This window comes from Ectobacillus sp. (assembly GCF_056992975.1).
Genome location: NZ_JBXKMX010000050.1, coordinates 1 through 6,018, shown reverse-complemented (window position 1 = coordinate 6,018; position 6,018 = coordinate 1). Strand labels below are relative to the sequence as shown.

The 6,018-nt window shown below is 40.0% G+C and carries 7 protein-coding genes; 3 read left to right on the top strand and 4 right to left on the bottom strand.

Going from position 1 to position 6,018, the window contains the following annotated elements; all coding sequences use genetic code 11:
• A partial coding sequence (locus tag AC11ZT_RS01975; RefSeq protein ID WP_484058000.1) for a glycosyl hydrolase family 18 protein occupies window positions 1–654 on the top strand: 654 nt, incomplete at its 5' end.
• 114 nt (window positions 655–768) lie between these two features.
• Here the strand turns inward: AC11ZT_RS01975 and AC11ZT_RS01970 are convergent.
• From AC11ZT_RS01970 to AC11ZT_RS01955, 4 genes are all read right to left on the bottom strand, one after another.
• Window positions 769–906, bottom strand: coding sequence for a hypothetical protein (locus AC11ZT_RS01970; RefSeq protein WP_484057999.1), 138 nt, complete (start codon window positions 904–906; stop codon window positions 769–771).
• A 160-nt stretch (window positions 907–1,066) separates the two neighbouring features.
• On the bottom strand, window positions 1,067–2,284 hold the full coding sequence (locus tag AC11ZT_RS01965) for an ABC transporter permease (protein ID WP_484057998.1): 1,218 nt from the start codon (window positions 2,282–2,284) through the stop codon (window positions 1,067–1,069).
• Window positions 2,281–3,006 carry an ABC transporter ATP-binding protein gene (locus AC11ZT_RS01960; protein ID WP_484057997.1) on the bottom strand — a complete coding sequence of 242 codons (726 nt, stop codon included), beginning with the start codon at window positions 3,004–3,006 and terminating at the stop codon, window positions 2,281–2,283. The genes AC11ZT_RS01965 and AC11ZT_RS01960 overlap by 4 nt, the downstream gene beginning before the upstream one ends.
• 1 nt (window position 3,007) lies before the next feature.
• A complete protein-coding gene (locus AC11ZT_RS01955; RefSeq protein WP_484057996.1) occupies window positions 3,008–4,504 on the bottom strand; it encodes an efflux RND transporter periplasmic adaptor subunit in 1,497 nt (498 codons plus the stop codon).
• 358 nt (window positions 4,505–4,862) lie between these two features.
• Here AC11ZT_RS01955 and AC11ZT_RS01950 point away from each other — a divergent pair, with 358 nt between their 5' ends.
• Window positions 4,863–5,213 carry a YrdB family protein gene (locus tag AC11ZT_RS01950; RefSeq protein WP_484057995.1) on the top strand — a complete coding sequence of 117 codons (351 nt, stop codon included), beginning with the start codon at window positions 4,863–4,865 and terminating at the stop codon, window positions 5,211–5,213.
• 75 nt (window positions 5,214–5,288) lie between these two features.
• Window positions 5,289–5,843, top strand: a complete 555-nt coding sequence (locus AC11ZT_RS01945) for a hypothetical protein (RefSeq protein ID WP_484057994.1) — start codon at window positions 5,289–5,291, stop codon at window positions 5,841–5,843.
• Window positions 5,844–6,018: the final 175 nt, after the last annotated feature.

The window sequence follows — 6,018 nt, the reverse complement described above, 5'->3', positions numbered from 1 at the left end:
GCAGCCTTTCAAAATCATTGGGATGGAGTTAATATTGATATTGAAAATGTGAGCAGTCAAGATCGTAACACCTTTTCCCAGTTCATTAAAAGTCTATCATCTACTTTGCATCAATCCCATGTCATCCTTTCGATTGATATTCCACCAGAAGCAAAAGGCGGAAATGATTCTTCTCCCTTTGATCATCAAGTGCTTGGACAATATTGTGACTATATCGCCTTAATGGGTTACGATGAACACTGGTCGACAGATCCCAATCCTGGACCGATAACCTCTTTACCTTGGTTAACGGATGGGATAACCGAGCTCATACAAACGGGAATTCCCTCCCACAAAATTATCCTTGGTCTTCCAGCCTACACAAGAATTTGGAAACAAAATCAGGCAGGAAAAATAACGGCTAACCCTGCTTATCCATTTCGTTACGTCGAACAGCAGTTGCTTCAAAATCATAGGCTGCTGACTTGGGACCCACAATTAGATGAATATTATGCCTCCTACCGTGATAACAGCAACAATGAGTATAAAATCTGGCTGACCAATGTAAAGTCCCTGCAACTATATCTTGCACTAGTTTCTAAGTACCAATTAGCTGGTTCTGCTATTTGGAATTTGGATATAATGGATGCTAACACTTGGAATACTCTTTATTAAGTCCTCCATTTTGTTGCCCTTAAACATAACAGATAGAACACTAGCATACTGCACTTACTAAAAAACAAGACACTTGGCAAGCCCTGTTCGAAATCAAGTAATGATTCTACACGATTAAAACGTATAAGGATTCCCACTCATTTTACTTCTTATTTCATCCGTTATTTCGAATGATTTCATTATGGTCGATTCTTCATCAGTAACAGAGTCAATCTGAATACTCCCATCAAAATAGAGAGGTCTTTGTTCCAAAGCTTTCACTCCTTACGATTTTAATTTACTAATACTTACATTCATTTATATATATCGAACATCCTGCTTGAAAAAGCATATATTGGTAATTTATACTAAAAAAAGAAAGAGAGATGCCGGGGCATCTCTCTTTCTTTTATTCTATTACCTTATTATCTCTTTACTCATACCGAAGTGCATCAATCGGATTTAATTTAGAAGCCTTTCTCGCAGGGTATACTCCAAATACAATTCCGACGAGAATAGACGTTCCAAACGAGTATAGGATTGGAGCAAGTGTAATAGTAGTTGCAATGTTTGCTACCTTCGTTAATAACGCAGCTACGCCAACTCCAAGCCCGATTCCTATCATTCCCCCTAACACGCTAAGTGTTACGGCTTCGATAAGAAACTGCTGCAGGATAGCGGATCCTGTTGCCCCAACTGCTTTTCGAATACCGATTTCTCGCGTACGTTCCGTTACTGAAACGAGCATGATGTTCATGACCCCGATTCCGCCAACAACAAGGGAGATTGCTGCGATACCAGATAACAGAGTAGTCATAATAGATGAGACTCCTTGCGCGGTGCTTAAAATTTGCGTTTGAGAGCTAATTTGGAAATCATCGTCACTTTTTGGCGTTAAATGATGTTGTGCTCGCAAAGTTTGCTCAATTTGAAACTGTGCAGTGTCCATTTTGTCAGCGGTAACTGCCGAAACATAAATGGAACGGACTTTCGTTTGCTCAAACAAACGGTTCATCCCTGTTGTAATAGGAACAATAATGCGATCATCATTGTTTGTTGAGCCTTGGCTTCCCTGACTAGCCAACACACCAATTACGGTAACAGGCAAATTATTAACCTGAATCGTTTGCCCAACCGGGTTGGCGTTCTGATTACCAAATAGATTTGCCACGACTTGCGGACCGAGTACCGCTACGTTTGCTTGCCCTAGTACTTCATAATGAGAAAAGAAGCGTCCAGAACGAAGAGTTAAGTTTCGAATATCTGCATACGACTCTGATCCGGCTTCAATCGTTGTCGTATAACTTTGACTTTTATAGACCACTTGACCTTGCTTACTCGAAAATGCAGATACACCGCTTATAGCATTTTGATTTTCTAATGCCTTTGCATCGTCTAAAGTCAAGTTTTGCAAAGATCCTGCCCCTAAACGGACATTCCCTTGCTGTGCTTGCCCCGATGTAACGATTAACAAATTACTTCCTAAACTATTTACTTGGGAAGCAACACTCGAAGAAGCTCCTTCTCCAATTGCAACCATGGAAATTACTGCGGATACCCCAATAATGATCCCTAGCATCGTTAAAATGGAGCGGAGTACATTGGTACGCAAACTGTAGAAGGAGATTTTTACACTTTCTAAAAATTTCATTGTAAAACCTCCGCTTCACGCTTACCTATACGCCGCATTGTTACCGGCTCGTCACTTTCAACTTTTCCATCGCGGAAGAATATAATTCGCTTTGCATATTCTGCTACTTCTCGTTCATGAGTAACCATGATAACTGTTTTACCTGCATCATTTAGCTCTTGAAATATGCTCATAATTTCAATGCTCGTTTTCGTATCGAGTGCCCCGGTTGGTTCATCTGCGAGTAGAATAACTGGGTCATTAATTAACGAGCGTGCGATGGAAACCCGTTGTTGCTGCCCACCAGATAATTCATTCGGTTTATTTAACAATCGGTTACCAAGTCCTACACTAGTGAGCGCCTTTGCTGCTCGCTCCTTACGATCCGAAGCAGCTACCGAAGAATAAATCATCGGTAACTCCACATTTTGCAAAGCACTTTGTCTTGGTATTAAATTAAAGTTTTGAAAGACAAAACCGATTTTTTGATTACGGATGAATGCTAGGGCGTCGTCATCTACATCTGAAACGGGAAACCCTTGGATCAAATATTCGCCTGATGTTGGTTGATCTAAGCAGCCAATCATATTCATCATCGTCGATTTTCCTGAACCGGAAGGTCCCATTATGGCAACAAATTCTCCCTCCTGCACAGATAAATTTACATTTTGCAGGGCATGAATTGTTTGTCCACCTAGCTGGTACGTTTTTTGAATGTTTTTCAGTTCAATGACGGTTTTCATATTAGTTACCTCCTCGGCTACTACTAGAAGTTCCGCCTCCGCCACTAGTTCCGCTTCCGCCGCTGCTTCTGTTGCCGCTTCCGCCTCCGCCAAAGCTATTGCCGCCACCGCTAAGTCCAGAGAATGCGCTTGTTCCGTTGGTTGTTCTAGTGGAATTCGTGCTTGGAACGCTTAAGATGATTGCAACACTATCTCCTTCTTTTAGCCCAGATGTAATTTCTACCTTATCCGTAGCATAATATCCAACTGTTACAGCTTGGAATTTTAAATTGGACGGAATGCCTGCATTTTGTCCGCGTTTACTGTTTTGTCCCGTACCAGTTTGAGAAGTATCAGAAGATGAAGAACCGTTTGTATTTTGTACATATACCCCATCTTTGCCACCTCTATTTTTCAAAGCCATAGACGGAACGTATAGAACACCTTGATGGTTACCAACTTCTACTGTTACATTTGTAGTCATCCCTGGTTTCAGTAAATTATCTGTATTGTCTACAGAAAGTGTAACATCATAGGTTGTTACACCTGATGTTGTAGTAGCCTCTGGAGCTACGGAAGTAACTTTACCGTTAAATGTTTTGTTATCAACTGCGCTAGTAGTAATGGTTGCCTTCATATCGTTTTGTACCTTACTAATATCACTTTGACTTACTTGTGCGGTAATTTTAAGCTGACTCATATCCGCGTTGTCCATCACTATTAATGCCTTGCCATTCGTGGAAGTATCACCAATAGCGCCGTTTACTTGTACAATTGTTCCATCAATTGGAGCCTTAACGCTTAATTTATCCAATGCCACTTGCTGTTGCTGTAAAGCTGATGAAGCTTGGTCAACTGCAGCTTTCGCAGTTTGTACATCGGAATCCTTTGGTGGTGCCTTTAGTTGGGTCATTTTTACTTGAGCCAAATTATAGTCTGCTTGTGCTGACTTCAGTGCATTTAGCGCTTGGTTCAGATCACTTTGCGTAATCTTCTTTGCATCAAACTGTGCTTGTGCGTCGTTGTATTTCTGTTGTGCACCATCCACTGCAATTTGTGCTTTATCAATACTTACTTGCTGTGCAGCGATATCAGCACTGGTAGCTGTTCCTTGTTGCACTTGACTTAATTTCGCTTGTGCAACTGTAAGGTTTGCTTGTGCACTTGAAAGCTTACTCTTTGCATCGGTATCATCCAATGTAGCAAGTACTTGCCCTGCCTTCACTTGATCTCCTACTTTTACATTAATAGCAGTCACTTTACTAGTAGAGTCCCCGTTTAATGATAATTGCTGTGCAGCTGCAACCGTACCGGAAGCCGAAACTGTTTCTACTACATCACCCTTTTTAACGGTAACATATTGAACCTGTGCTGCCGTGTTACTTTGTGCACTTGTTTTTGTATAAACAAAATAAGCAATAATTCCAAGAATGAGAACAGCTATAATACTAATGATGAGAACCTTTTTCCCTTTTTTTTGCTTAAACGGTATTTCATTTTCTAAAGCCAATTCAGACACAAAAAGACCTCCTTTTTTCCTACAATGTAGTTACGTTCGTACTTTTTGAAGAAAAGAAATAACACACATAGCCCTGCAATTTCTCACGCCGAATTGGAAAGTACCATACACGAATCCGCGTCTATCGTATTTTCCTTTGCACCACCTCCTGCATAGATGTTTTTGCGCAAGTATGTAGAGCATACTGCCCGTAAGTGCGCGAGAGGCTCCACTATTTAGCATAACGGTATCGAAGCAACCTTAACTTTTCCTTAAGAATAGAGACATATTGCAATTGTACATATATGAATAAAAATTCCATTGACAAAACTAATTATATTAGTTAAATTATTACTAATATTAGTAATTAAAAAAAGAGGTGATTATTCGGATAATCGCTAAAAAAGCCGTAAATCTTGCAGTGAGATTTTTCTTAGAGCTTGGTGTTCTAGCTACATTAGGGTATTGGGGTTTCACAATCCAAAGAGGTTTCGTTATGAAATTAGTTATTGGTATCGGAATTCCACTACTGGTTGCAATGATTTGGAGTACATTCGGTGCACCTAGCGCTTCCGTACTGCTACCTGAACCCTTTCATCTTCTATTAGAGCTCGTTGTCTTTGGATCAGGAGTTGCAGCACTGTTTGCAGTACGGGGTCTATCCTCAGCCGTGACATTTACAGTACTTATCCTTTTAAACCGATTACTTATGTATATATGGAAGCAATGAAAATGTGAGCGACGGAAAGAGGTTCATTGCTATTGATTTTCAAAATAAATAACTATATAAAGGAGGAGTGAAATCATGATATTTAAATTCAAGTATGTTGGTGGGTATATTTCTATCCTTTCTGGCGCTATCTTAATTCTAGCTCACATTCTAAACCTTGGAAGTGCGCAAGGTACGGTGTTAGGAGAAACGCTAATTTTAACAGCCCATTTGCTTATGGTATTTGCTTTTTTCGCGCTATATGAAGCGCAAAGTGAAAAAAATGACATTCTTGGATTGCTTGGTATGCTATCAGGAATTATCGGTACTATTCTCGTTACTGCCATTGTTTTAGTCGAATTAGCAGGGGCCTCAGGTACTGCTGTAGACTCCATTTGGACTTCAAATGTTCCAAACACGATTCATTCATTTGGTCCATTGCTATTTGTAGTAGGTATGATTCTCTTAGGAATTTCTGTTGCCCGTGGAAAAACTCTTCCTCAAGATGGTGGCTATTTGTTTATAGCAGGAACTGTTATTTTTGCAACCGCAAGTTTTGCAGGAAGTTCACAGGATATCTTTATCGTAATTGGAGCAATCGTTACAGGTGCTGGATTCATTCGATTAGGATTCGCTCTTTTAAAAAAGTAAGTTTGCAAGAGTTGTTATATTTTTCTTATAGATAAATGGTATAATTAATCAAATTTTCTATTATGTAAGGAGAACCTATGCCGACTATTAAAACAAATTCAATGTCTAGAGTCGCCTCCTATGCATGGACGGGTGACGTTGTGTTACTTCTTGTTGCGCTCGTTTGGGGATCTAG

Coding starts and splice junctions, on each gene's coding strand:
- AC11ZT_RS01965 (WP_484057998.1), bottom strand. CDS start 2,284: ATGAAATTTTTAGAAAGTGTAAAAATCTCCTTCTACAGTTTGCGTACC.
- AC11ZT_RS01960 (WP_484057997.1), bottom strand. CDS start 3,006: ATGAAAACCGTCATTGAACTGAAAAACATTCAAAAAACGTACCAGCTA.
- AC11ZT_RS01945 (WP_484057994.1), top strand. CDS start 5,289: ATGATATTTAAATTCAAGTATGTTGGTGGGTATATTTCTATCCTTTCT.